Raw genomic sequence first — 25,464 nt, 5'->3', positions numbered from 1 at the left:
CGATTTCCTCTCCGCGGTGCCTCGTGCGCCGAGGTCATCGAGGACCACATCCGCGACCTCATCGATGTCCACGGCGGCAACGTCATCCGCGCCGCCGGACAGTTGCGACGCATCGCGCGAAGGCAAACGGTGTCAACACCCCGCACGCGCTACCACCACCCGACGTGGCGGCGTTGGTTCCTAGACGTCTGGCTTCTGGTCTCCGCGGAGCCTGCATCGAGATCATCGGCACCGGGGTCATCAGGGTTCGGGCGGCGTTGACCGTTGCGGAGACACGATGCTTGCGCTTGGGTCTGAGTTGAGGTGCCGCGTGTTCACGCCAGCGCGCTGGTCGCTGTCGTGTCAAGCCACCGGCCGGCCCTTCGCCGGAGACCCGTCATGAGCGCCCAGACGACGGTGACGTCGGTAGCAGAACAGCGGGCGCGCGTCCCGCCGCGGCCACTTCTGAAGGCGTAAGTGGTCTCTGTCAGCACCGCGGCTACGCTCAACACTGGCCTTGCGGCCACTTTCGTTCAGAAGTGGCCACTAAAGTGGTCGCAGCGTTTCTGCAGGTCAGAGGCGGTTTCCGGGGTAGTAGTAGGTAGGTAGAGACCACTTTCCTCTATAGATAGATAGATACGGTACGGCTCCCTCGGAACCTCTTCTCCTCAGAACTCTCTCTACGACCTCTCTATATATATCCCGGTCAAGTCCCTTGGCGTGGTGTACGACGGTGATTCGTCGTTGATGGTGGTCAGGCGCTGATCGCGCCGGCGGTGATGGCGTCCTCCTCTTCGGGCTCGGTGGTGATGAGGGTGAGGCGGCTCTTGGCCAGGACGTCGAGTCCGAGGTAGCGGCGTCCGTCGGCCCATTCGTCGTTCTGCTCGGCCAGCACGGCTCCAACGAGCCGGATGATCGAGCCTCGGTCGGGGAAGATCCCGACGACGTCGGTACGGCGACGGATCTCGCGGTTGAGGCGCTCGTTGGGGTTGTTGGACCAGATCTGGCGCCACACGGCCTTCGGGAACGCGGTGAACGCGAGCACGTCGTCGCGGTGGGCGTCGAGGTGGGCGTGGACCTCGGGCAGCTGCGTGGTGTTGTCGAGGAGCTTGTCGTACTGGGCGTGGACGGCGTCGGTGTCGATCTGGTCGAACACCGAATGCAGCATCGCCTTCACCCCGCCCCAGGCGTGTTTGGGACAGATCGACATCAGGTTCGCGGTGTAGTGGGTACGGCACCGCTGCCACGACGCCCCAGGCAGGGTCGCCCCGATGGCGTCGACCAGCCCGGCGTGGGCGTCGCTGGTGACCAGAGCGACCCCGGACAGGCCACGGGCAACGAGGTCCTTGAAGAAGGAGTTCCAGCCGGCACCGGACTCCGCGGTCGAGGTCGCGACGCCGAGGATCTCGCGGAACCCGTCGGCGTTGACGCCGGTGGCGACCATGACCGCGATCTTGATGACCCGGCCACCTTCGCGGACCTTCATCGTCAGCGCGTCGGCGGCCACGAACGTGTACGGGCCGGCGTCGAGGGGGCGTTCGCGGAAGTCGCGGACCAGCTCGTCGAGATCCCGGGCCATCACACTGACCTGGGACTTCGACAGCCCGGTGATGCCCAAGGACTGCACCAGTCGATCCATCCGCCGGGTCGAGACGCCGAGCAGGTAGCAGGTCGCGACCACCGACGTCAGGGCTGCTTCGGCGCGGCGGCGTCGCTCGAGGAGCCACTCGGGGAAGTAGGAACCCTCCCGCAGCTTGGGGATCGCGACGTCGAGGGTGCCGATCCGGGTGTCGAGGTCGCGGTGCCGATAGCCGTTGCGGCGGTTGGACCGCTCGGGGTCACGGGCGCCGTAGGAGGCACCGCAGACGCTGTCGGCATCGGCGGAGAGCAACGTGTTGATGAAGCCCTGCATCAGCTCGCGGAGCAAGTCAGGGCTGGCCTGTGCCAGGTGCTCGTTCAGAAAGTCGGCGGGGTCGATACTGGGACCAGCGGTCATCGCTGTGCCTCTCTTCGAGTGGGTTGTAGGAGATTCCTCGAAGAATCACGCGGTGACCGCGCCAGCGTCTATGCCAGGGCCGTCACCACGTCATACACCACTCTGCTGGACTCAACTTATATCCCTGTTAGGCGAAGTGGAAAGTGGCCGCAAGGCCGAAATCGTGGCGCCGCAAGCCTCTGACCTGCGAAAACGCTTCAACGGGTCCGGCCACTTCCAAGATCGCAAGTGGCCGGAACCCCCTCGACGGGCCCACAACCCGTGCACGCGGCTCGCCGCGCGGCCACTTTCGGTTCTGCTACCGGCGGATGGGTCCTAGAGCCAGGCAACGAACACGACATGCGGCAGGCGTTCATCCCCGACCGCGCTCGGGGTCGCTCATCGTCGCTTGCTGGCATAGGGAGGGTATGACCGGTTCACACTCACCCCATCGCACCAACTTCATGCACGCCGACGGTCCCTCCGTAGAGGGTGTCCTGGAGGTGCTACTCGACTACCTCCGCCCTAGCCGGATAGGGCCCCTTCAGTGTTTTGCCACGCACCGCCTCGATGGTGCAGGCGAGCCGCGGACCGCCCTGACTCTCAGTCATCCGGTTCGAGGCATCGTCTGGGCGACCGAGATCTCAGGCTTCGCGACACGAGACCGCGCCGCCCACGCGATGGACGCCCAGGTGGACGGGGAAGTGCTTCCGGATGGCCATGGGGACTGCGGCGCGTGCGCAGTCAATGCGATAGGGGGTATGCGCCTACCGCGGCTCTGCCCCTTGCGCAGCGTCGCTCGTGGGTAACGGCCGTACCTTCGGCCACGCAGCCGGCCTCTCACGTCCCAAGAACCGTCCGAGCGCCGGGATGTCACATCGTGCTGGTCGAAGTCCCCGTAGAACGTCGGACATAGAACGCAAAGGCAAATCTGGGTCCTCAGCGGCCGGCGTCGCGCAGTGCCCGCGCTCCCGCGTGGAAGTTGACCGGAGTGTTGTCGAGAGTCTTGGTCAACATGATCTCGAAGAAGCGAGCCGGGCTCACCTCATGAGGAACGACATCGTGCTTCAGCCTCACGATCGGCAGCGCATCGAGTTGCGCTCGCACCTCGTCAAGTTCGAGTTCAAGTTCCGGGTCGGCTTCAGGCACGACCACGTCGCCGACGGGTGCCTCCTCGTCAACGTCCTCCTCAGTCACCTCACCGCCGTACTGCGGCACGACCAGGGCGCACGCGTGGTAGGCGTCGTCCTCGCGGCCCAACTTGCCGAGCAGGTCGACCAGCCACGCGGCCTTGTCCGGCGTCTCGTCCCAGCACGTGGAGCGCAGGCCGTAGACGAACCCGCATGCCGCCTGGGGGTGCCGCAGACGAAGGTTCTTCGCGTCGCCGTACGACTCCTCGACACGGTTGGCGGCGTTCTTCCCGAAGGAGGAGTCCATGCGCTTGGTCGAGATCATGATCTCCGGCCCGGTGGACCAGTGACTCATGATGACGTCGACCTGCTTCAAGTAGTTCTTGCCGAGCAGGTTGGCCGATGCGCCGAGCGTCCCGCCGAAGGTGTTGCCGCCCTTCGCCATGCGCTCGCGGATCTCCTTCGTCGTCTTCTTGTACTGCGTGTCGACGAACTTCAGGATGTCGCTGGAGACCACCCGCGGCGGCTCTTCACGCGGCCAGACGGCGTCCGGGTCGAGCCCCGCGCGGCGCAGTTCGTAGGCGACCCACACGTCGAGCGCCAAGGCCGGGACGCCTGAGGTGGTCTTCGCTTCAAGCAGCAGCGGAACACCCAGCAGACGCTCCAACGTCTCGAAGTCGGGGACGAACTTCCCCTTCTCCCACGGGTTCAGGTGCCGCATCGGCGCGTCTCTTACGAGCGCGTCGAACAGAGGCCACGCAAGCGCCTTCTTGGTCTCGTCCTTCGAGGCCACGTCAGTTGCCCTTTCCACGTGCAACTCGGCGGGCGGTCAGGCCCGCGTGCTCGTCACGAACAGCGGCCAGCGACCGCTTCGACATCCGCAGCCCCTTGACCAGGAGGACGTCGTTGACGGCCGCCACAGCGTCCAGGAGATGCCCGGAGCGCAGGAGTGAGGTCACGGCCGGCCGGAGTGCCGTCAGGGCTTCACGGTGCCTGCCTACGAGCGTCGCCGACGGCACCGGAAGTACGTCCGCCTCGCGAGGTTCGATCTTCAGCATGCCACCCCCGTACGCGCGTCCTACGACCTCGGCGCCGAGCAGCGTGACGGAGTTGAGGGACGCGACGGGCAGGAGGCTCATGCCGTCTTCGCGACGGTCCGGGTGGAGGTAGATGCCGTGCACCGAGTTGAGGTGGTGGGCCCGCGCTCGGTTGGTCGACAGGCGCGGGGTGTCGGCGTTCATGTAGGTGAGGAAGAGGTCGGCCGGTCGGAGGTACGGTACGCGCCACCAGTCGGGTCGCACGCGGCACTTGTAGGCCAGGTGGACGTCGAGGTCCTCGCCGCTGGCGATGTACGACTCGGCAGCCTTGGACGGCTCGTCCACGGGCCGGAACAGCATCGTGGACTGCCCCTCCTGGCCGAGCCGGTCGAGCGCGTCACGAGTCAACGAGAGGCCGCGGAGGTGGCGGGAGCCGGGCGGTGAGAGGCGGATGACGTCGGAGTCGGCGAGGCCCAGTTCGGCGACCTTGGACGGGCTGAGGGCGAAGTACTTGTTGTTGCCCGTGACCATGCCGAGCGTCGTCTCGCCCCAGCATCCGAGCGTGTCGAACCCGCGGCCCTCCGTGGCCTTCAAGAACGCGTCGAGACCATCGGCCGAGAGGAGACCAGCGGACCAGCGGCCGCCCCGCGCGGGAGGCGTCCAGCGGTGTGCCTCGGCGAGGTCGGTGAGCCCTGCGGCGTCGCGCACCTGGTGCACGCTCATGCGGTCGGTGCCCTTGCGTCCGGCCGGGTCGTAGCCATCGGCGAGCAGGAGGACCGCGTCAACGTCGACGCCGGGGAACACGCGCTCCTCGAAAAGGACCAGCGTCACGTCGGCGAAGTGTTCGAGCAGGAAGCGGCGCACCGGGGCCGCGTAGTTGACGGTGAGCAACTCGGCGGGGAGGACGAGCCCGAGGCGGCCGCCAGCGCGCAGGTGCAGGGCCGAGTGGACGGTGAACGCGGCCCAGGAGGACGCCAGCGCCGTGAGGTTCACCCCGGCCCTTAGGGCGGCCTCCCGGCTCTTGCTGCGGGCCTCCCCGGTCCAGCCCTGGTAGCGGACGTAGGGCGGGTTTCCAACGGCGACGTCGTAGGCGCCGAACTCGTCGTGGGCGAAGAAGTCGACGTTGTGGACGACGGCCTCGATGCCCTCACGGTTGAGGGTTCGCTCGGCCTCCTGGGCGGACCCGGAGTGGATCTCGACACCAACCACTCGGCCGGTGTGGGTGCGGGGTACCTCGTGTAGGAAGACGGCCTCTCCGCATGACGGTTCGAGCACCGCGTCGCCGGCGTCGCGGATCGCCCAGGAGTTGATGAAGCGGGCGACTGCCGGAGGGGTGAAGAACGCTCCCCGTGCCTTGCGAAGGTCAGCGGAGTCCCCGGGAAGCATGAGCCAATCCTGCCCTACCGTCCGAGCCGTCAGACGATGGACTCGCGAGGAACTCCGAACACGAATCGAACAGACCGCTCGCTGTGTTCGAGTCGGCTGTGGAGAGAGTTTCGCGCACGCAGCAACACGAAGGGTCAGTGAGATGCCCGCCGGCAAGCCGACCGGCAACACGGGCCCACCGGTGAAGACGTCGCACGAGGGGTCGGTCCAGATTCATCTAGACCGACCCCTGGCGCTTGGTTAGAATGGGAGTACAACTAGGACAGCGATCAGGCACGCGGTGGCAGCCGCGATGATCGTGACGAATCGCAGGGTCGGGCCCCATCCATGGATGGCGGCCCGAACTGTCCTCCATGCGTCGGGGCTCAGGCTGGGCCCAGGTCGGATGATCTGCACTTCTCACCCCCTCTCGGTCGTCGTCGACTTCTTGACGGGCTTCTTGCCGCTCCGCGGGGCGCTCGTCTTGCTGGCGCTCGTCTTCTTCGTCGCGCGTGCCATCCCAGCGCCGGCCTTCCCTGTGCGGGGCTTCACGGTGCGAGGCTTCTTGTCGGTGGTCCGCTTGACCCCGCCCTTGGTGGCCGCCCTCTCGCGGCGGCTCGCGCCTTGCCGCCCTTCATCGCATCGTCACGAGCCTGCGCGCGCGCCGTAGTGCTGAAGTCGTCGTTGAGGCGGTAGTAGAGGTGCCACGTGTAGCCGTTGAGGGACAGCCCGGCCTCGATCTGGTCGCGGCGGATCGTCACCAGTCCGACGTCTTCTAGTTCTGCGAAGCCGGTCGCCGCCGACGACGCCGAGATGCCGTACCACTCCTCGACCTGCTCGTGGGTGAGGTGGATCTCAGCGTTGTCGTCGTTGGTCTCCTTGAGGATGATGAGGAGCATGCACAGGGCTGGCATCGACAACTTGTCGAACCACTTCTCGGTCCAGAAGGAGCCGGGGAGTTGGAAGTAGCGGTCGATGCGCTTCTTGCCGTCGGGGCGCCCGTAGGCCTTGCGGGCGTCCTCGCGTCGAGGCACGAGGTGGGCCATCCGCTTCACGCGCTTGCGCTCGATGAGTTCCATGTCGACGAGGTGGGTCCACGCCTCCGACAGACTGGACGGCGACCAGGTCAGGCTGCCTCCTGCTACGTCGAGGAGTCTCAGCCATACCTCCGAGCGAAGCGGCTCGCGCTTGGGGTCCCACAGGGTGAGGAGCATCAAGTAGAGGATCAGCGCACGCCGCTTCTTGTTGCGGAGGAGCCGCGCAAGCGTGGAGGAGCGGTCGGTGCCGCTGTGCTTCTGCACGAAGACGTGGCGGATGGTGGTGTAACCCCGGCCGGTGTAGCGCACCATGTCCTCTCGGGCGAGATCGGGGGACGCGACCTTCTCCGGGTCAACTGCGGGCTCCGAGCGCGAGGAGGTGGCTGCGCTGGGCGCCGGCTCGCTGGCGCCGGCAGAGGTACCAGCGGAGGCGGCGGATGACTTCGAGGACATGTCTGCGACCGTACGCCGATTCCGCTGGTGGATACAGCGCGTGCCGCCAGTCGATTCGACGACTCCCGGACAGTGAGTTCTGGTTTCGTACGGAACCTTGAGAGACCCAGTGCGAGACATCTGCGAGACATGCGAGACAACTGGTAGGCCTAGGTAGAGGTGGATTCGCGCGCAGGGGCTTCTCAGGGGGACGAGATCTGGACCCGGATCCGGGATCTGAGGGCGTGGCGTCCAACCCGTCTTGCGGCCCCGTGGCGATGCGGTGCGAGTGCGCCGCAATCACCCCAGTCGCAGGGTCCAGCCTTGGGCGTCGACGAAGTCGGGCAACGTCACCCACGGGATGCCCATAGCGATGCACACATCAGGAATGCGCGGCTTGTTGATGTTGCGTGGCGTCTCTTGGGTGACGACGGTGCCGCCCCGTGCGTGGGCTAACGCGATGACGAACGGGTCGGCTCCGTTCCGGGGGCCACCGCCCTGCCCGAGCAGGCGGGGATGCGCCGCGAGGATCTCGCGGGTGGAGATTTGAATCTCGCGTGAGAGCGGGACGAACATGTTCGAGCAGCGCTTCGCCCATGCGTTGGCCTCGTCGGACTTGCGTTTGAGTTCGCGCTTCACTTCGTCCACGGCCTGGACCTGTCCTGCCCGAATCATGTCCTCGATGGCGTCCCAGATGGGACCGAAGGTGGTGGGCTTGAAGATGTCGCGGCGCCCGTTGATGATCGCGCTGGTGTCGAACGAGTAGGTCTCGAAGAGGCTGGGCGTGTCGTCGGCCAAGGTCAGGTCCCGGTCAGCCTGGCGCGGGCTGCGAGGTCGGCGATTTGGTCGACCCTGACACCGAGGTAGGTGGCTGCGGTGGTGCTGTCGATGAGGGCGCGACCGTGGGCGCTCGACACGGTGCGGACGTAGCCCTTGCCGAGGTCGCGGGCCTTATTGACGTAGAAGTTGCCGCCGCCGGGCTTGGGCCGCTCGACGCCGTCACTGCGGTAGGTGTCGCGGAAATCTGTGTACTGCACGAGCGGAACGCGGCCCAGGGTGACGAGTCGCCGTAGGAACGACTCGGCGCTAACTCCGAACGGTCGTGCAGCGTCAATGAGTTCGTCGAGCGTCCACCGCTCCCCCGTCGGGTGTCCGGTGACGAGAGCACAGTTGAGCAGGTCGGCAGTCGGCATGAGGATCTCTGCGGCGAGTGCGTTGCAGCGGGCCTCGACCCAGCGATTCTCGGTGGTGGCGCGTTGGTCGGTGCGGGTGTCGCACAGTCCCGCCGTGTGGAGGAGCAGGTGGGCGTACTCGTGGAGCAGCGAGAAGAGACGCCCGCGCGGGAAGTCGGCGCCGTTCAGGACGATGACTGGGATGTCATCGAAATAGAGCGAGAAGGCACGCATCTCATCGGTGCTGACCCGGCCACCAGCCGTGTGCATGACCAGGACACCTGCCTCTTCGAGTGCAGCAGTCCAGTAAGCGACGTGCGCGTACTCATCTGCCGCTGGGGTAGGAGGCGAGAGTGGCGCGACCTCCTCCAGCAGGTCGCGTGCCATGCGGGCGATGACGACGTCGTCATCCGGAATGGTCAGCCGCCACGCGTGGGAATGCGACTGGTCGTCGAGTTCGGCGATCTCCAACAGCGCGTCACGCTGGTCGTGGGCACGGCGGTACTCAGCGTGGAGCGCAGCCGACCACTCGCCCGCGACGCCCAGCGCGAGACGACGGAAGTCGCGCAGGGTTTCGAACCCCTGCGGCGGTTCCGCAAGGAAGAACACCCCGAGCGGTCGGTTGTATACCTCGCCCGCGCGACGCAGTTCGGCGATGGTCGGAGCACGGTCGCCCGACTCCCACTCCTCCACGCGCCCCTCGGGCACTTTCATCTTGCGCGCGGCTGCCAGCGGCTCAAGGTTGGCAGTCCGGCGAGCCCAGGTCAGCAGTTCAGGCTCGACGAGCGCCTTGACAGAACCCATGCGGCCAGTCTGGTGATGCGTGGCCTACTTGTCCGCGCATTAACCAACCCCGCCCGTCGCGTGTCGCTGCCGGTTCGGTCCCCTTTTGAACGAGCGGATGCGACGAGTAGGTGCGATCGCTACCGTGCCTATTCGGCCGATGGGCTCACTGGCAGGGAGGCAGCCATCCTGCGAGCACAGGCGGCCCAAGAGTGGGTCTCCTCCGTCAGGTCGGGTTGCTGCCGTGTATCTCAGAGGGAACAGGCTAAGGCTCACCTCGCGGCGGTCATCAGGACCGGCGAGCGTCGCCGTGCCGACCGTGTTCTGTGCGGGATGATGACGGGATGACCTCCGACGACCTCACCTCCGGCGCACGCGCTCAGGCTGCTCTGCATGCCGAACTTCGGGCCGAGGCTGAGGCGCTCGGGTTCGTGCCGACTGAAGACGAGATGCAGGCCCTTCGCTCCGGCGAGGACACCGCGTACGGCGAACTGGGGTATCTGCTCTCCGGCGCCGGGTGGGACGATGAGGTGCTGGCCTTGATGGTTATGAGCCCGTCCTCCTACCTGGAGGGTCGACGTCCCATCGAGGTGCTCCGAGAGCAGCCCGGCTACCTCTCCCCCGAGATGGTCTACTTCGCGTATCGGGTCGTCCCGCGGTCGACTCGCACCCGTCGCTGAGCAAGGTCTTCTCGCCAGAACTGCACGGCATCGTTGCTGGATCAGCAACGTCGAGGACGACGGACAACCCATCGGAATTGCGCTGAGAAATCCTGTCGAAACGCCCTGAAACGAGGGCGCGTATCCCCCGTCTGAGCGTCTTCGCGCACCCCCGGCCTTATGTCTTCATTTGAGGGGTAGGTCTGTCGCGAGGTCGGCGGGTCGGAGCGGGCCGCAGCGTCGTCATCGTCAAGCCAGCGAAAAGCAACACCCAGAGGCACACAAGCCAGAGACCGCAAGCAGTTCAGAAAGGCTGAGGAAAGGACATACCCAGAAAGCACGTCATTGAGGACCACTGAGGACACCGCCTACGTATGCCGTAGAGCAGCGCGACACCGCGCCGAACCTTGGGCCGCAGGCCCCCCTCTATGGCCTCGAAGGACTCGACGTGACCCTGCTCCACGCCGCGGCTACCGCCGGCCCCAGGGACCGTAACGACGTCGCAGACCTTTTCCTGAAGTAGGTCGGCCGCCTGCAGTCGTTAGACAATGAGATCGACGCGGAGCCTGCCTCAATCGGGTTCATGGCCCCGCCTCCCCTTCTTCCCCCGCCTGCGGTCCCCCTGGTTCAGGGACCTTGATGCGCCTGTCACGTGGCTGCACCGGGCGGGGATTCTGTCTTGTCCCCACCACTCGGGTCGGGGCGTCTCCCAGCCAGGAGCAAGCATGACCGAGACCGTCCCCATCACCGAGCCGGCGATTGAGACCACGACGCAGTGGCGGATGCTGACCGGCCCCACCGCGGAACTCGCCGCCATCGGCAACGCCGGGATGCGCGAGGGCGCGAACATCTTGCGCACCGTCGACGACACGACCGTTGGCCACGTCGTTACCGAGGCCGGACCCGGCCGCCTGGACTACATGTGGCTCGCACAGGGCGTGCGCCTCGCCATCACTCCGTCCTACCCGCCCGCTTCAACCTCCGAGGTCTACCTCGACGACACCGAGACCCACGATGAGGTCTGATCATGTCGACGCCCACCCCGGCCGTCCTGGCCGACCGACAGACTCTCGCGGCTCCCACCCAGAAGAAGGCGCCGCGCCGCACCGCCATGACGCACGCTCTCGCCGAGGCCGTCGTTGTCGACGCACGCAGCGAGGACATCGTCCGCGACGCCGTACACCGGCACCTCAACCGGCACTGACCCACCTAGTCCCAGCCAGTAGCCGCACATGCTGAACATCGAAACCATCACCTGCTACGTCGTCACTGAGGATGAGCGCGACGAACTCCTCTCGCTGCGCGCTGAGGTCGCTGACCTGCGCGAGAAGAACGCCCGCATGGAGCGCATAGGCGGGGTCGACGATCACACCATCGGCTCGCTAAATGCCGACGTCAGCCTGCTGCGCGCGAAGGTTCACTACGAGGACTGCATCGTCGCTTGCTGCATCTGCTCCGTCGGCGACGACTGCCGCGGCTCGCCAAGGGCGGCGTCATCGCGCGAGCGACCGCCAGCGCATCCTCCGCGTCTGACCACGAGACGTTCCAATCCGCCGACGCGCGCGCACTCACTGCACTGACCTGCGGGAAGTCAAGAGTTGACCAGCCAGAGGTCACTTTCTGACCCGGGCCGTCGACGCCCTGCGCTCAGACCTTCTCCAACTCCCCGTGCGTGAGGAAGACGAACACCACCTGCTCCAGGTCGAGCCACAGGAGCCCGTCTTGGAGCAGCAACTCCACGACGTTGCTGCCTTCCTTGGGGACACCAGTGATGGTGCCCTCCACAGTCGTTCCGTCCTTCAAGCGGAACGTCGCCTTGCGGTTTCTGCTGCCCTGAACGATCGCAAAACGACTCATGGGCCGAACGCTATCGAACCCACTGCGGCGCTGTTCCCGTCCCCTCCGCGTAAGAGGCGAGCAGCCAGGCACTGCGACCCCGACACGCGAAGCGAGGTGAGACGCCGTCGCGCCCAAGCCCGCACTGACCGAAGACGACACCGCCGAACTGGGAGGCTCCTCCCTGGTCAGCACCCCGGGCACCCGCGCGGTCGCGCTCATCGAGGCCGATGTGCGAGCGGTGCCGCCCCTTCGAGGGCAAGGTCCTCTCCTTGACTGGGCACGCCCGGGTACCCGACTCCGACTCTCGCCGAGGCCCGTGCCGCTGATCCAGCACCCACGCTGCACCCCACTCGCTGCGGCTCAACTTAATGGGACCCGCGAAGGCCCCGACCGGACCCGGCAAGGGTGCCAACCCGGGGGGATACGAAGACCGCCAGCGGCTGCGCACCTTTGAACGTCAAGTCCTCGGCGCCCGAAGGGCGGACTCGTCGCCGTCACCGACGCCGCGAAGACATGACGGTCATGAAGATGCGCGAGCGACTGGCCGCCATCAGCGACCACTGCGCCACCACCGGCGCTAAGCACCAGCCGCACCCCGATCGACCCAGCGCTGCCCGCTGACGGGCTACTCCAGATGGAGCCCCCACTGCTCCTCGCGAGCCTTGCGCTCCCAGTCGGGCGCACCGTCGTCACCGACGCCGAGGTCCTGCCTAGCCTGCCATAGCACGTACTCCAAGGCCGACCCGTCGTCATCGGGGTCGGGCTTCGAGGAATCACCCGCCCACTCAACCGTCGCGAGGATGCGCTTCGTCTGCGCCTGGGCAGCGGAACGGATGTACGTACTTCCGAGCATCGACAGTCGCGGCATCAGTTCGAGGATGTTCTCGAAGGCGAGGAGCAGGTCGTCGACCTCTTGCGACTGGTGCCTGCGCTCAGGCGCCATCAATTTCAGGTTGATGAACGCGGCGTGAGCCTTCGTGACCGTCTCGACGAAGTTCATGTAGACACCGCGCTTCTCCTCCCACCAGCGGTCTTGGAGCAGCGCCTCGCGGTCCGTCGCCTTCAACGTCTTCGCGTTCCTCGACGCGATGAGTTGCGTCGCCACTGAACCCGCGAGCGAGCCCGCCGCGCCCACCGCGCCACCGATCACACCGATCCAGGCCGCATCCATGGCGCACATCCTCGCGCCCTCCTACTTCCCCGGCGACTCTGACACGCCCGACCATCACTCGCGTCACGGGCACTCAGCGAGTACCGCTTCGAGGCGACCGCCGACATGCACACCCGGCTGCTCGGCGACACCATGACGATGAACGTGCAGACCGCGTTCATGCGTCAGCCGGGGCGTTTCGTGCGTTCGGGCTAGTTCTCGTCCCAGTACACGCCTCGTGCTGCTCGACGGTGAGACCCCAACGATGCAGGCTCTCTTCGCGGTGGAACTGAGTGCCATTTACGGCGGCGCGGACGCCTTCGACGAGGACTTGGAAGTGGGCGTCGTAGCCGAACGGCTTGCTCTCTGTCACGTCGCGAAGGTTGAAGTCGGCGGCTCGCCCTTCATCACCTCAGACCGGGTGAACTATTCGACTGTTGTCGCGGGAAGACGACATCCCGCGGCCGCACACCTGCCTGACACGGACCCCTTCGCCGACGACGCCGTTACCGTGCACGTGACCGAGATCGTGACCAGCGCGTGGGAGACCGACGGGGTCACCACGTCGCGGGTAGGCGCCCGCGGCGAGGTCCTCGGCTACCGCGTCACTGACTCCGTCGGCACGTTCGAGCCCTACGATTCCTTCCCCGAGGCGCTCGTCGGACACGCCAACCTGGCCGCACAGTTCGGCGAGGCGGCGGCTGACATGGCCGCCCGGAACTGGTGGTTCAGGGAGTCGCCTCACATGCGCGTCTCCGGCGACCACTGACCTGCATGGGTGGGGAGACTCCTCCGCGTATACGCACACCTGGAACCTGCATGCCGGTCGGCACGGTCAGGTGATTGTGCCCGCGGGCGGCAAGGTCGGTTGGAACACCGTGTCCCGGCGCCGCGCGCGGCTCGCTGTTCTCGCCTGACACCGCGACGTACGCAGAGGCGTACGTAGGCCCTCTCTACGTCGCCGAGCACCTGAAGAAGGGCGCCACCATCGAGGTCGTGTGGAAGGGCGGGACGACCGTCTACAAGGTCACTCGCGTGACCAAGCACCCGCGCCACCAGTTGCCGCCGACCCTCCTGGATCCGAACGGCCGGGGTCGCATCGCGCTGACGACCTGCACCGGGCCGTACGTACTGGGCAAGGACGGCCAGTTCTGGCTATCCCGCAATGCCATCATCTTGGCGGAGAGGGTCCCGTGAACACCCGCGAGCACGCCCAGATGGAGTGTCGAGCGGCTGCGGTAGGTGTCCCCGGTAGGTGGAGCCTCAGGTCCCGCGAGGCACCCGAATGCGCCAACCGCCACCCAGCCCGCTCTCTGGGTGGAAACTGTGCTCGTCGCGCCAGAGATAGCTGTGGTCGAGCGGGACGGTCGTCGGTCCCACCGTCACCGTCCGCTGAAGAGGCGGCCACACCGACGTTGCTCGCAGGTCGTTCCGCGTAGCCTCGACGAACTGGATCGCGTTAGCGGGGGTTGTGTGAATGCCCTGGATGATGAGTAGGCCTATCCCGTTCAGGCTGGTCAAGTACGCGCTGTCCTGGCTCCATCCATCAGGGGCGAAAGGTTCATACGCCGCGCCCTCTTGTGGCGAACCGAGGATCGCCAGGCGCACGACATAGCCCTCAGGAGGCTTGCGCGTTGCGCGCAACTCGGCGAGCCTGCCTCGCCAGTAGGCGAGACTCGCGTCGGTCAGCGCCGTTTGTCCTTCGCGCTGCGTCCAGAGGACGGGTCGACCCAGGATGTACTCGATGTCCTTCATCCAGGACCATCCAGCAACCACCTCCATCTCCGCGCGATCCAGCGTCCTCGACTCGCCCCGGGCCAAAGGTTTCAAAACCGGTGCGGCTGGGTCCTCGAACTCTCGCCCTAGGCCTCGATTGCAGTCCGCGCATGCTCGAAGCACCACTCGCGGGGGCCACTGGCCGTCCACCGGGGACTCCGCGAGTGCAGATCGCAACTCGTTCCGCGCCCACGTTGGAAAGATGTCCTCTTCTTCGAGAACGTCAGCGTGCTTCCCGCATAACCTGCACTCGCCCGGTCTACGACGCGCCACGAGGTTGAGGTTAGAGCACCACACCTCCAGCCACTGGTCCATCGTCGGACACATGCTTCGACATGCGCCCGCTGGGGCAGATCGCGCCCTCCGGATGAGAACTCCTCCTCGCTTCGACGTGGCTGTCCGGCATCGAGGGATTGGAGGCATTAGGCCTGCGACAGGATCTCCTCAGGCCGTCGGCTAGTGACCTCCCCCTCGTATGAGTCGACGATCGTGTCGAGAAGCGCGCCCACGTCGCCCTCGAAGGACAACTCGGCCATGCGGATGACTTCGCGGGCAAGTTTCAGACCCGGCACCAGCACGAGCGGGTACTGGTCGTCGATGACTTCAACCTGCGCCTGCTTTGAGAAGACACCGGTGGTTACGAATATGCCGACCCAGCCGCGGCGGAGCCTTGCCACGACTCGTGGTGTCGCGCGGACTTCCCACTGGCGGGAGGTCGAGTCGCTGGTCCACCGCCGTTTTATGCCACAAGTGGCCCGTGGACCTATAACGTTCTTTAGCGAAGGCCCGAGGCGCCCGCGCGATTGCTCGTCGAAGGATACTTGTCCGCGCAGTGCCCCCCCCGTTCGCGAGGACCGCCGCATCCGGGTCCACGGTTGCGGTTACACCCGAGGTGGCCTGCGCACCGATCGCGGAGCGGATCGACGCCTCGATCTCTTCCTCGGTCAGGACCTTCGACGCACCGGTGCTCACCTCCTTCAATCGCACCAACTGTCACCCGCCGCACGGCGTCGTCCGGAGGGCGACGTGCCAGTGGGATTGGCGGGGTGTTAATTACCAGAAGCCAGTGCCCCCAGCGGTGGGGTGCCACTCCGGCAACGACCTCGCTTCGCTGCGGCACACGTCGCATACGGCTCCAGGCATCGAGCAGTACTCGTCCTCATTGTCGTCTCTAGATTCGTGACCCTCCACCGCCAAGCACTTCGGGAGCGAGCGCCAAGCGACCTTGACGAGCGCGCGTGCCTGCATCTCTGAGAGTTGCAGGTACCTGTGATCGTGACTGACCACTGGCTCTTCTCCAGGCACCTCCAGGTCGTGGAGAAGGTTGCTCACGATGGCGCTGGTTCCCGACATGAAGAGCGCGTCAGCCGCCATCGCGCGTCGTCGCTTCTCTATGTGGGCGCGCGTGAGCACGGTCCGCTCCTGGCCGTCCTCAGTGACCAAGGCGAAGGGATCGTATGACTCCGATATGTCAGTCCCGTCGATGACTTCACCTTCATCTGACGACACAGCGTCCGCTGCGCCCGCCCACTTGCTCAGTTCGTCTTCGGTGGGCTTGCGGAGCACGCGGTGCCACGGACTGGCGGACACCTGCTCGGTACAGCACACCAGAACGTGACCCTCGGGCAGGGTGGTCCGCGTCCATCCGTCTTGCGAGAACTCGATATCGAGTTCATCCGCTGAGTAACCCAAATCAACGCCGGCCCGTCGCGCAGCGGACTTCAGCATCATGTCCGCGTAGGTCCAGCCGTCTTCGTTCGAGTCGGATGAGAACTCCACGACCCAGCACAGAAACTCGCCCGTAGGCGACGGGTCTCCATAGAACTGACAAAGCCTCGACCACTCGGGGCCACCCCAGTCATCGTTTCTCCCGTGTGTAGGACCGATTGGTCGAACCGCGCAGCATCATGAAGTGCCCCGCGGGCCATATCCGCAGAAACCTTAGCCCCGTCGACCCGCGTGCCTGCCTCAACTTGCCCGGTGAGGAGGTAAGAACGCCCCGCCGCACACTTTGGTCGACATGGACCCCTTCGCTGAACCGGACGTCACGGTGCATGTCACCGTCATCGTGACGAGTGCGTGGGAGACCAACTGGGTTCGCACGTCTCGGATCGGCTCCGGCGGCGAGGTGTTGGGATATCAGGTCACCGACTCGGTCGGACTCTTCAGCCCGCACGCCACCTTTCCGGAGGCGCTGAACGCGCACGCGGACGGCTGCGATCAGTTCCGCGAGGCGGCGCGAGAGGCGGGGGACCTGCTGGCCACGAACCACTGGGCGAGAGAAGCGCTTCAAATCGGCATCGCTGGGCAGCACGAACCCGGTCCGCTCGACGACGACTACTGGCCGTGACCGGGTATCGCCGGGGCTGCGACAATGAGTCCATGATGGAGGACGACGGTCGCATGACGCGCCTCAAGGCTGGTGCCTACAACGAGGGCTATCAAGACGCTTACCGCCGCGACGCTGATCGGCGGGAGTACTTCGCCGAGACTCACGAGACTCGGGTGGCCGAAGCGTACCGGGAGGCGTGGGAGCGAGGACGCCGGGACAAGGCCGAGCAGGCCCCCGTTGCCCCCGTTGACTGACTGCTGGGAAGACTTCTCCGGCCTCCCGCACACCTCATCGTCGCGCAGCGGTCCGATACCGCTGCGGAGCCCCTGTTTGCGTCCCTGGTCGGTCGCGCGGCAGGGGCTCACCTGTTCCTGTCTGTCTCGAACACAGCCAGAGGGCGCCGTTACCGTGTTTCGCCACGAGGCAGATGTCTCGACGACGAGAATGTTTCCGTGATTCCAAGTGACTCCCGGCTACGTCCGCCTACGCCGATAACCGATTGGGACACGTGGAAGCCGGTGCTCGGGGACGGACACGTGGAACTGCCCCCGGTGGTTGTAAAGGCTGACAACGCTGCCTGGGGTGAGCGGGGAACCCACCTCTCGGACTACGGCGTCCGGCGGGGCTTCTTGGAGCGTTACCTCGACAAAGTGGTCGGCCCCGCCGCCGACCGACAGGCCCGAAACGGGCATTACGTGCCTGTCCGGCTGGTTCCAAGATGGGACAACCATCTAAGCCCCCTCGCGATTCAGGTTGCAGCGCCTCGCGACTTCGGTGGAGGACCCGACGACAGGAACCTTGGATGGATCGCGCACTTCGATATCCGAGACTGGCATGAGGCGGGTGCCGGAGAACTGGCTCGACACTCTGATCACGAGATCCACGCCTGGGCTCTCTGGCTGCCGTCCAAAGGCGGCCGCCTGATGCTGGCCCTGCCCGCCAACATCCGACGGCTCACGACGGCCATTCGCCAACTCTTGGATGCGGCTCCCCCACCACCGCGTATGAGCACCCTGGTGTTGCCGAGAGTGCAGTTGACCAAGGATGTGCTCGCCGAGATCCGTCAGTTCGAGAATGCGCCCGCACCGATCGCCGCTGTCTCCGTGGCAGCGTCGCCCCCAACGGTCGCGTCCCCCATGCAACTGCACGTCCGAAGTCGCAAAAGTGATCTGCTTGGCTCATGGCGGGACGGCATCTTGTTGCTGGCCGACGAGCGACTGCGCCCCCGCATTGCGACGCATCTGGCCAACCTGGGTGTGGAGGTCCGGGGCGGTGGCGGGAAAGCGGTGAATCTCACGGGCGAATGGCGCGTTGGCAGCCTGAACGTGTATGCCCGGCGGCCCCTAGATCATTACGGCCGCTTCAAACTCTCACCCTCCGAGCGATGGCGACTGCTCTGCGCTCGACTGAACCTCCGCGACAGCGTCTTGTGGCTTGAAGACATGGGACTTGAACGGATCATCCGCGGGTACCTGACGCGGCTCGGTCTCACCGTGTCCGACGTCCAGCAGGCCCCGTTTCCCTGGGAGTTGTCCACGACCGCGCTGCCGGAGGACATCGTGCCTGTCGAGGTGACTTCAGCACACCTGCCGCCGAAGAACGGCTGGCACCTGCTGCCCCACGCCCAGTCCCTCTTGCCCGACATGGCACGTGACGAACTGAATTACGACACGTGGTCCGGCATCGATGACTGGGTTGACACGAGTCCGTACCGAGCAATCTATGCAGAACACGTGCCGGAGCGCGAACAACTGCTTCCTGGCTCAGCCTTCACGCAACGAGATGCGCGGTGTCGGCTTTGCGGCCTGCCGACCCGCGAGTTCCGTACGCCGATCTGCACAGACGCGCTTGCCTATTGTGTCGCCTGCTTGCGACGTGCTCGCAACGGGCTGTCGGTCTCGCGCCGAGCAGCGGCGGAGGCACTTAGGGTGATCGGCGACCTAGAGTTTGCTGGCGAACCGCTGCTGGAAACGCAACTGAACGCTCTACACATTGATCCGGGCAGTCCCGTGGACGCGGACGCCGTAGACTGGCTCCTCCTGTGCCGGACCGCAATTCGACGCGGCGAGCATCCGTGGACGCTCCTCCTTGTCGAAGCAGGGCTCGCCGACGACGGCGTCCGGATGGCGCGAGGCACCATCCTCCCCGCTCGTGACGGGCACGTCTGCTTCTCGCTGCGGGAGAAGGTTGTCGACGACTTTCTGCACATGCACAAGATCTCGCACACACGAGAGCCCCTCTACCCACGCCACCCAGTCCACAACCCTCGAACTCGATTGCGCGCGGACTGGCGGTTAGACGACGGCACCCTCGTAGAACTTTGGGGGCTCCCGGAGAACCCTGCCTACGCGACCAAGATGGAGACAAAGACTCGACTCGCTTTCGTAAAGGGCATCCCACTCGTGGAAATAGTGGAGGCAGACCTCGCCCGGCTACCCGATGTCTTCGGGAAGTGGCTGCCGGAGGGGGCGCCGTCGTGGCAGTACTCGCCGCAGATGATCAGGAAAACGACGCCTAGGCAGCCAGCCGCCTCCCCGAGCGAGACCTCACAACTCCGTGCACAAACGTCGGCCATGTCCAACGCGGAAGCCAGAGCGAGTCGGCTTGCTCGGGCTGCCAAGGCATTGGCCCTGCGCAAGCAGGGCTACTCGCGTCTACAGATGGCGGAGGAGTTACAGATCAACGTCGACAGCCTTGCAGCGTTGCTGCGAGATGCGGCGTTCTACGCCGACCCGTCCGCTGACCCCGCGAGACTTGCACGCGCCAATGACGCCCACCGGGCCAAGGCGGCTGGCTGGACGAAGGCTCAGTACCGCGAGACGCACGACCTTTCCGCGGCACGCGCCTCGCAGGGTTGGCAGGATTCGGACGTCCTGTCGTGCCGTCTGTCATGACGCGACGCGGCGCCTCAACCTAGATATCGGGGGTGGTGCACGGGTCTGAGGACCTGGCGCGCACCGGTTTCCCCACGGCTGTCTTGCGTACTTCCATCGCCCGCATTCCGGGCGAGGTGATTGGCTCAAACCTCGTCCTTACCTACTGATCCCCCCGTAGGGTTTGGCGCGCCGTCGACTGTCTAAAACGGGAAAACATAGAAATGAGCCTCACCTACGTCCGCCTGAAGCCAGACGAAGATTTCTTCGCGCCTTGGGAAGGACCCTCCGTGCCGAGGCCGGACACCCCAGCAATGCGAGCGCTAAGTTCAGCAGGACTACAGTCTGCTTACCTCGCGGGGCATACTCCGGGCGTTGACGTCGGAGACTACGTGTTGAACGCTCCACAAGCCGTGCGCGAGGTGCGCGACGATGAAAGTGACGATCTCCTGCGCGCACGGCAGGCGGCTGTTCGCAACATGGACCGCCTCGATAGGTACGGTCTGACCGGTCGGTTGAACCCGGACGACGAAGAAGCCGAAGACCGGGACGTCGAAGCAGGTACCCGATTGCTCCTTCTACGCGGTTACTGTCCCCCACGGGTGGAGCCGTACGTCGACTTCGAGTTCGTCCTCCGTAGCGGGGAGGTACTACACCTTCAGCATGAGTTGAGAAGTGTGCCTAGACAGATGTGGGCGGTCGTGGAGGTCGGCGCCCTCGGCAGCGGCTCCGGAACCTTCTTCTTTGACTATCGGCTAGTTCATGGTGTCCCGGATGTAGGTCCGCTTCGAGTGGGCGATTACCACCCGTCGCTGGCCAAGTCTGTCTGCTCGGACTCGGTTTGCCGGTTCCTTCTTACGGCGCTAGACATCTCAGGCGAGCATCTCCTTGACTCGGACGCAGCCATGTCGTTTCTTCAGAGGGCGCATCGTCACGGTCTGCCCCCCGGCGTAATCCCCTCGCCATGGGTGAACGAGGACGGAGACTATCCAAAACGCGGGTTCGCAGAACGCCTCCTCGCTGGGATGGCGCCGAGTCCACAAGGCGTTCGGCACGGGACCGACAGGGCCGAACCACGACGCCGACTCATCAAGACGTTTGCTGACGCGGAGCAGTACGCATCGGAGTACATGCGCTACCTAGGGTTCCCCGACGCAATCCCCACACCTCCTGGCGCCGACGGCGGTGTCGATGTCGTCTCGGCCGAAGCGATCGCGCAAGTCAAGATGGAAGGTATCGCTACAGGGCGACCTGTAGTTCAAGCGATCGCCGGGGTCGCCTCGTTGGAGGGGAAGAAGGCACTGGTCTTTTCCTTGGCGGGATACACCGCTCAAGCGCTTGAGTGGGCCGACCTAGCGGGTATTGCTTGCCTCGAATTTGGCGTGGACGGATCCATCGAGCCTGCAAACTGAACCGCCCCGGGATGTCCGGAGAGCTGATTCGTTGGAAGGATCACTCTCATGGCACGTCCCTCGAAGTACCCGCCCGAGTTGCGTGAGCGCGCGGTGCGGATGGTGTTGGAGTCGCGTGTGGACTATCCGCACGAGGCGGCTGCGATCAGGTCGATCGCGGCGAAGCTCGGGATCACCTCGACCGAGTCGGTGCGCAAGTGGGTCAGGCAGGCCGAGATCGATGGTGGTGTCCGGGCCGGGAAGACCAGCGAGGAGCTGGCTGAGATCAAGGCGCTGAAGCGGGAGAACGCCGAGCTGCGGCGGGCGAACGAGATCTTGAAGAGCGCCTCGGCTTTCTTCGCGGCGGAGCTCGACCGCCCCAACAGGTATTGATCGACTTCATCGACACCCACAGGGCCGACTACGGGATCGAGCCGATCTGTCGTGTGCTCGCCGAGCACGGGATCAAGATCGCCCCGTCGACCTACTACGACGCCAGGGTTAGACGGCCCTCGCGACGTGCTCGGCGTGACGCCGAGATCGTCGCGGTGATCGCGGCCGAGAGGGGCCGGCAACGGCTGCTGGCGCGGTTCGGGTCACGCAAGATGTGGCTCCACCTACGCCGGCAGGGTCACGACGTGGCCAGGTGCACGATCGAGCGGCTGTACCGCCAGCAGGGCTGGGAGGGCGCACGACGGTTGAAGAAGGTCCGCACCACCATCGCCGATCCCGCGGCCGACCGTCCCCTGGATCGTGTGGACCGGCAGTTCTGGGCTGCGCGTCCGAACCAGCTGTGGGTTGCTGACTTCACCTACGTCGCGACCTGGTCCGGCACCGTCTACGTCGCATTCATCTTCGACGTGTTCTCCCGCCGCATCGTGGGCTGGCGGGCAGCGACGAGGATGACGACCGACCTGGTCCTCGACACTCTCGAGCACGCGATCTGGACTCGCCAGCAGGCCGGCATCACCGACCTGTCGGGGTTGGTCCATCACACCGATGCCGGGTCGCAGTACGTCAGTTTCGCGTTCACCGAACGGCTCGTTGACGAGGGCGTCGACCCTTCTGTCGGATCGGTCGGCGATGCCTACGATAACGCGCTCGCCGAGTCTCAGATCGGGCTCTACAAGGCTGAGCTGATCCGTCCCGAAGGACCTTGGCGCGGTGTCGAGCACGTCGAGCTCGAGACCCTCAACTGGGTCGACTTCTTCAACAACGAGCGCCCGCACGAGGCCATCGACGACCTGACCCCGGTCGAGGCCGAAGAACTTCACTACGCTGCAAGAAACCAGCTCACGCCGACCGGCTGAGCCACCAAACCCAGCCTCCGGAAACTCCGGGGCGGTTCAAACAGGTGCGCGCGGGACCTCACGAACTAATCGGCGGGCTGTTCCCTCACTTCTCCGATCTTAATGAGTCACGGCGCCTCACGGAGCAGTTCGATACCGCTGCGGAGCCCCGTCGGCGTCCTTGGTCGGTCACCCGCGGGGCTCACCCGATCTTTACCGACGGTCGGCGCGCCAGCAGCGACAACCCGTTCCTCGGGTCCACGATCAAGCCCGCGTACGTGCCGAGAAAGAAGTCGGCGAAACGGAGAGAGAAGTCGTGAGAGTCGCACACCTGTCTGATGTCGAGCCGTCGCTCGCACTATTGAGCCGGGTCTCCGCTCGATTGATCGGGGTCGTTGCGCAGCGTCGGGGAGGCGTCGCGCGGCGGCCCCGATCGTCATTCACTGTCGGCGTGGGGAGAGTTCTCCCGACGCCCGCACACCTGTCGAACATGAACCCACGCAAGAGCTCGCGCTCGCCCCTCCCCCTCATGTCCACCGAAGAACTCGCCTCGTACCTCAATGTGCCTGTCCGCACCATTGAGAAGTGGCGCGAGAAGGGCACCGCACCACGCGGCTTCAAGGTCGGCGTCGGCTGGCGCTACGACCTCGACGACGTCCGCTCCTGGCTCGCGCAGCGCGCGGCCTGAGACCACCCTCCTACCTCCCCAGGAGCACACCGTGGCATCCGTACACAAGAAGCCGGGCCGGAAGAAGAAGGACGGCACCCTCGGCAAGAGCGCGTGGGTCGTTATGTGGACCGACCCGTCCGGCAAGCAGAAGTCCAAGTCGTTCGAGAAGAAGGCGCACGCCAGCCAGTTCCGCGCCACCGTTGAGGCCGACATGGCCCGTGGTTCGTACATCGACCCCAAGCGCGGCCGCGTAGTGTTCGCCGACTACGCCGCCGAGTGGGTCCGGCGCCGGGCCAAGAAGGGCGCCGCCAACACCCGGCACGCCAACGCCGCCCGGCTGCGCAACCACGTCACCCCGTACTTCGAGCACCTCACTCTCGACCGCATCGACGACGACGCCGTCCTCGACTGGCTAGAGGGCATCGCCCACCTGGCCCCGACCACCCAGCGCGGCATCTGGACGGTCATGAACTCCGTGATGCTCTCCGCTGTCGAGGGTGGCCTCATCGCCAAGAACCCCCTCGCCAAGCGGACGCTGCACACCGCGCCCATCGTCAAGACCCGCATCGTGCCCTGGAAGCACGAGTGGGTCACCGGCATGGCGGAGACCATCAACGAGCGATATCGCCTCGCCGTCGTCCTGGCTGCCGGGCTCGGTCTCCGGCAGGGCGAGTGCTTTGGCCTGTCACCCGACGACGTCGACTGGCTGAAGGGCACCGTCCGCATTCGCCGCCAAGTCCTGCTCATCCTGGAGGACGGCTCACTCGCCTTCGGCCCACCGAAGCGCGAGAAGACTCGCGACGTGCCCCTGCCCGAGTCCGTCAAGGTCGAGATGAACCGGCACATGGCCAAGTACCCGCCCCAGACCGTGACCCTCCCGTGGAAGGACACGGGCGGCAAGCCGCACGCGGCCCGCCTGTTCCTCTCGACCCGCGAGCACAACCCCTGCAACAAGAACACCTTCAACGAGCACACGTGGCGCCCGGCCCGGAAGGTCCTCGACATCCCCGACCGCGGGCCCGACGGACACCGCAACTCGATGCACCAACTGAGGCACTTCTACGTCTCCGTCCTCCTGGACTCCGGCGAACCCATCAACGCCGTAGCCGAGCACATCGGGCACGACGACATGGGTTACATGCTGGAGACATACGCCCATCTCATGCCCGCCGCGAACGAGCGCACGAAGGCTGCCATCGACGGTGCTTTTGAGGCCGCCTCTTGGACAAATTTTGGACAGGAGTCCTCGGTCGAAGGTGAAAAGGGCCTCTGACCTGCGACGGAGCGTTGGACTCCTACTAATCTACGACATCTGAGTCACGCTCAGCGCTGACCTGCGGCTTTCCCTGTCGATAGGCGCCTGACGTGCGAAAACGTCCCAAGACACGTTCGGTTGTCTTGGGACGTTTTCAGTTGTCTTGTGGCATAGATGTGGCATGCAGCGTCCGGGCTCGACGTCTTCCGCGGGTGATCGACATAGTCACCCCGGCCCAGCATGGGTGTGACTTCGCCACGGCGGCCGCGAGGTCCGAGCGGCCTCAGATGGTGATGACGACCTTGCCTCGCACGTGGCCGGCCTCCAGGTACCGCATCGCTTCTTGGACGCGTCCCAGTGGGTAGCTGGCGTCGATGCGCGGCGCCACCCTCCCGGCCTCGATGAGGATGGTGAGCCTCTTCTGGTCGCTGGCTCGTTCCTTGCTGGCGAGCATCGTCAGCCGCTGACCCACGAAGGGCGAGAGGAGCAGAGCTCGCAGTGATCGGCCGAACCCTCCGGTCCACCTCCCGCCATCCTCGCCGCCGACGATCACGAGCGTCCCGCTCGGTGCGAGAGCCCTCCGCAGGCGACGTAGCGCAGCGTTGCCGGCGATGTCGAGGATGAGGTCGTAGACGTGCGTGCCGTCCGCGAAGTCCTGTGAGGTGTGGTCGAGGACGTGATCAGCGCCGAGGGAGGTCACGAACTCCAGCTTCGCCGGGCCGCACACGCCGGTCACCTCGGCACCGAACGCCTTGGCCAGCTGCACGGCGTAGCTTCCGACTCCGCCGGAGGCGCCGATGACGAGGACGCGTTGGCCGGCCTGGACATTGCCGGCGTCGGTGAGGGCCTGTAGTGCGGTACCGGCAGAGATCGGCACAACGGCCGCCTGCTCGAACGTCAGGTTCGGCGGCTTGGGCGAGAGCTTGTCCTCCCGCACGGCGGCGTACTCCGCGAAGGACCCGCGGGAGATCCCGAACACCTCGTCACCGACCGAGAACCTGGTCACCGCTGGACCGATGCCGACGACCGTGCCGGCGACGTCCAGGCCGGGCACCCGGTTCTTCGGTGCACGGAACCCGAAGCCGAGAGCGCGGAGGAGGTAGGGCTGCCCGGTCATCATGTGCCAGGTTCCCCGGTCGAGACCGGCTGCCCGGACCTGCACGAGGACCTCGTCATCGTCGATGCGCTGGCGGTCGATGCGGTCGAGGCGCAGCACCTCGACCGGCCCGTACGTGTCCTGGACGATCGCCCGCATGGTGGTGGTGGTCGTGGGGGTTTCTGTGTGGGTCATGGCGGTGCCTTTCCTGGCGGATCGAGGGA

The 25,464-nt window shown here is 65.7% G+C and carries 26 protein-coding genes and 1 other annotated feature; of the genes, 13 read left to right on the top strand and 13 right to left on the bottom strand.

The features are described 5' to 3' along the window. Positions 1-733: 733 nt before the first annotated feature. From EXE59_RS16670 to EXE59_RS16645, 7 genes are all read right to left on the bottom strand, one after another. Positions 734-1,975 carry an IS256 family transposase gene (locus EXE59_RS16670; protein ID WP_135839903.1) on the bottom strand — a complete coding sequence of 414 codons (1,242 nt, stop codon included), beginning with the start codon at positions 1,973-1,975 and terminating at the stop codon, positions 734-736. A 918-nt stretch (positions 1,976-2,893) separates the two neighbouring features. Beyond that, positions 2,894-3,877: a hypothetical protein gene (locus EXE59_RS16665; protein WP_135839902.1), complete on the bottom strand. Its 984-nt coding sequence runs from the start codon at positions 3,875-3,877 to the stop codon at positions 2,894-2,896. 1 nt (position 3,878) lies between these two features. Then, entirely contained in the window at positions 3,879-5,507 is a 1,629-nt protein-coding gene (locus tag EXE59_RS16660) for an Eco57I restriction-modification methylase domain-containing protein (protein WP_135839901.1), read from the bottom strand. Positions 5,508-5,906: 399 nt separating this feature from the next. Continuing rightward, positions 5,907-6,038 carry a hypothetical protein gene (locus EXE59_RS24875; protein ID WP_281280325.1) on the bottom strand — a complete coding sequence of 44 codons (132 nt, stop codon included), beginning with the start codon at positions 6,036-6,038 and terminating at the stop codon, positions 5,907-5,909. Further along, positions 6,035-6,976, bottom strand: coding sequence for a hypothetical protein (locus EXE59_RS16655; RefSeq protein WP_135839900.1), 942 nt, complete (start codon positions 6,974-6,976; stop codon positions 6,035-6,037). Before EXE59_RS16655 ends, EXE59_RS24875 begins: the two co-directional genes overlap by 4 nt. A gap of 279 nt (positions 6,977-7,255) precedes the next feature. After that, positions 7,256-7,753, bottom strand: coding sequence for a DUF4411 family protein (locus EXE59_RS16650; protein ID WP_135839899.1), 498 nt, complete (start codon positions 7,751-7,753; stop codon positions 7,256-7,258). Positions 7,754-7,755: 2 nt separating this feature from the next. After that, the gene (locus EXE59_RS16645; protein WP_135839898.1) at positions 7,756-8,931 is read right to left on the bottom strand and encodes an XRE family transcriptional regulator; all 1,176 of its coding nucleotides are present in this window, start codon (positions 8,929-8,931) and stop codon (positions 7,756-7,758) included. A gap of 323 nt (positions 8,932-9,254) precedes the next feature. Between EXE59_RS16645 and EXE59_RS16640 the strand changes: the two genes are divergently transcribed. The 4 genes from EXE59_RS16640 to EXE59_RS16630 all read left to right on the top strand — a co-directional run bounded on the left by EXE59_RS16640 (position 9,255) and on the right by EXE59_RS16630 (position 11,149). After that, positions 9,255-9,590, top strand: coding sequence for a hypothetical protein (locus EXE59_RS16640; protein WP_135839897.1), 336 nt, complete (start codon positions 9,255-9,257; stop codon positions 9,588-9,590). A gap of 704 nt (positions 9,591-10,294) precedes the next feature. Further along, positions 10,295-10,594 carry a hypothetical protein gene (locus tag EXE59_RS16635; protein ID WP_135839896.1) on the top strand — a complete coding sequence of 100 codons (300 nt, stop codon included), beginning with the start codon at positions 10,295-10,297 and terminating at the stop codon, positions 10,592-10,594. A 2-nt stretch (positions 10,595-10,596) separates the two neighbouring features. Then, entirely contained in the window at positions 10,597-10,773 is a 177-nt protein-coding gene (locus EXE59_RS23865) for a hypothetical protein (protein ID WP_168218559.1), read from the top strand. A gap of 28 nt (positions 10,774-10,801) precedes the next feature. Continuing rightward, on the top strand, positions 10,802-11,149 hold the full coding sequence (locus tag EXE59_RS16630; protein WP_135839895.1) for a hypothetical protein: 348 nt from the start codon (positions 10,802-10,804) through the stop codon (positions 11,147-11,149). A 67-nt stretch (positions 11,150-11,216) separates the two neighbouring features. Here EXE59_RS16630 and EXE59_RS16625 read toward each other — a convergent pair whose 3' ends face one another. Then, positions 11,217-11,426 (bottom strand): hypothetical protein, encoded by a 210-nt coding sequence (locus tag EXE59_RS16625; protein ID WP_135839894.1) that lies wholly within the window; start codon positions 11,424-11,426, stop codon positions 11,217-11,219. Positions 11,427-12,033: 607 nt separating this feature from the next. Then, complete coding sequence (locus EXE59_RS16620) at positions 12,034-12,579, bottom strand: hypothetical protein (protein WP_135839893.1); 546 nt, start codon at positions 12,577-12,579, stop codon at positions 12,034-12,036. Between the two features lie 217 nt (positions 12,580-12,796). Here EXE59_RS16620 and EXE59_RS16615 point away from each other — a divergent pair, with 217 nt between their 5' ends. After that, positions 12,797-13,327: a hypothetical protein gene (locus EXE59_RS16615; protein ID WP_135839892.1), complete on the top strand. Its 531-nt coding sequence runs from the start codon at positions 12,797-12,799 to the stop codon at positions 13,325-13,327. 266 nt (positions 13,328-13,593) lie between these two features. Further along, positions 13,594-13,755 (top strand): hypothetical protein, encoded by a 162-nt coding sequence (locus EXE59_RS23860; protein ID WP_168218558.1) that lies wholly within the window; start codon positions 13,594-13,596, stop codon positions 13,753-13,755. Positions 13,756-13,821: 66 nt separating this feature from the next. On the opposite strand, the gene EXE59_RS16610 is transcribed toward EXE59_RS23860, so the two are convergent. The 3 genes from EXE59_RS16610 to EXE59_RS16600 form a co-directional block, all read right to left on the bottom strand. Further along, positions 13,822-14,313, bottom strand: a complete 492-nt coding sequence (locus EXE59_RS16610; protein WP_135839891.1) for a hypothetical protein — start codon at positions 14,311-14,313, stop codon at positions 13,822-13,824. Positions 14,314-14,756: 443 nt separating this feature from the next. After that, positions 14,757-15,011, bottom strand: a complete 255-nt coding sequence (locus tag EXE59_RS16605; protein WP_135839890.1) for a restriction endonuclease — start codon at positions 15,009-15,011, stop codon at positions 14,757-14,759. Positions 15,012-15,387: 376 nt separating this feature from the next. Next, positions 15,388-16,113: a hypothetical protein gene (locus EXE59_RS16600; protein WP_135839889.1), complete on the bottom strand. Its 726-nt coding sequence runs from the start codon at positions 16,111-16,113 to the stop codon at positions 15,388-15,390. A gap of 241 nt (positions 16,114-16,354) precedes the next feature. Here EXE59_RS16600 and EXE59_RS16595 point away from each other — a divergent pair, with 241 nt between their 5' ends. From EXE59_RS16595 to EXE59_RS16565, 7 genes are all read left to right on the top strand, one after another. After that, positions 16,355-16,684, top strand: coding sequence for a hypothetical protein (locus EXE59_RS16595; RefSeq protein ID WP_135839888.1), 330 nt, complete (start codon positions 16,355-16,357; stop codon positions 16,682-16,684). Positions 16,685-16,716: 32 nt separating this feature from the next. Further along, positions 16,717-16,920: a hypothetical protein gene (locus tag EXE59_RS16590; protein ID WP_135839887.1), complete on the top strand. Its 204-nt coding sequence runs from the start codon at positions 16,717-16,719 to the stop codon at positions 16,918-16,920. A gap of 282 nt (positions 16,921-17,202) precedes the next feature. Beyond that, positions 17,203-19,560, top strand: a complete 2,358-nt coding sequence (locus EXE59_RS16585; protein WP_135839886.1) for a hypothetical protein — start codon at positions 17,203-17,205, stop codon at positions 19,558-19,560. A 203-nt stretch (positions 19,561-19,763) separates the two neighbouring features. Beyond that, on the top strand, positions 19,764-20,951 hold the full coding sequence (locus EXE59_RS16580; RefSeq protein WP_210429046.1) for a restriction endonuclease: 1,188 nt from the start codon (positions 19,764-19,766) through the stop codon (positions 20,949-20,951). Positions 20,952-20,999: 48 nt separating this feature from the next. Continuing rightward, positions 21,000-22,240, top strand: a protein-coding gene (locus EXE59_RS16575; protein ID WP_135838094.1) for an IS3 family transposase whose coding sequence is annotated in 2 segments (ribosomal slippage) — positions 21,000-21,282 and positions 21,282-22,240 — 1,242 coding nt in all. Because the reading frame shifts where the segments join, the coding sequence is not laid out codon by codon here. Then, positions 21,281-21,409: a sequence feature (AL1L pseudoknot), on the top strand. Its footprint overlaps the gene before it by 129 nt. 508 nt (positions 22,241-22,748) lie before the next feature. After that, a complete protein-coding gene (locus EXE59_RS16570) occupies positions 22,749-22,907 on the top strand; it encodes a helix-turn-helix transcriptional regulator (RefSeq protein WP_210429045.1) in 159 nt (52 codons plus the stop codon). Between the two features lie 31 nt (positions 22,908-22,938). After that, complete coding sequence (locus EXE59_RS16565; protein WP_135839884.1) at positions 22,939-24,162, top strand: tyrosine-type recombinase/integrase; 1,224 nt, start codon at positions 22,939-22,941, stop codon at positions 24,160-24,162. A 265-nt stretch (positions 24,163-24,427) separates the two neighbouring features. Here EXE59_RS16565 and EXE59_RS16560 read toward each other — a convergent pair whose 3' ends face one another. Then, a complete protein-coding gene (locus tag EXE59_RS16560) occupies positions 24,428-25,435 on the bottom strand; it encodes an NAD(P)-dependent alcohol dehydrogenase (RefSeq protein ID WP_246056843.1) in 1,008 nt (335 codons plus the stop codon). Between the last annotated feature and the right edge of the window lie 29 nt (positions 25,436-25,464).

Source organism: Nocardioides eburneiflavus, from assembly GCF_004785795.1.
Classification (GTDB): domain Bacteria; phylum Actinomycetota; class Actinomycetes; order Propionibacteriales; family Nocardioidaceae; genus Nocardioides; species Nocardioides eburneiflavus.
This window is presented reverse-complemented; position numbering and strand designations above follow the sequence as displayed.